Source organism: Blautia sp. MSK.18.38 (assembly GCF_024460535.1).
In the GTDB taxonomy this organism is placed as follows: domain Bacteria; phylum Bacillota; class Clostridia; order Lachnospirales; family Lachnospiraceae; genus Blautia_A; species Blautia_A fusiformis.
The window spans coordinates 1-310 of the sequence record NZ_JANFYP010000103.1; the positions used below are offsets into that span (position 1 = coordinate 1).

General features: G+C 35.5%; 1 pseudogene. It reads right to left on the bottom strand.

The window, feature by feature from the left end:
• Positions 1-228: 228 nt before the first annotated feature.
• Positions 229-310: pseudogene (locus tag NE638_RS17935) on the bottom strand (DUF6061 family protein); the annotation flags it as partial.

A 310-nucleotide genomic window follows, 5' to 3' on the forward strand; every position in this document is an offset into this window, starting at 1 on the left:
TGCAGATAGTATAACAGGCAAATGTCCGAGAATTGTTACAAGGACAAATATATTTTTCATTTTACAGCTTTTTTCTGTGTACTGCAATTTTATAAAAGAAAGGACAGCAGTGTCAAATTGCTGTCCTTTCTTTTATCATAGCTGGTAGTGTATAAGCGTGGGTTCATCATATCGGGTGTGGTATCTTTAACTACAGGAAACTCCCTACAACACTATCTCACTTCTTGCTTAATAAAGTTCTAATGAATCTTCTGTATCCACCCACATCTGTAAATTGCCATCAAGATATAATCTTGCATATTCCAAAGGC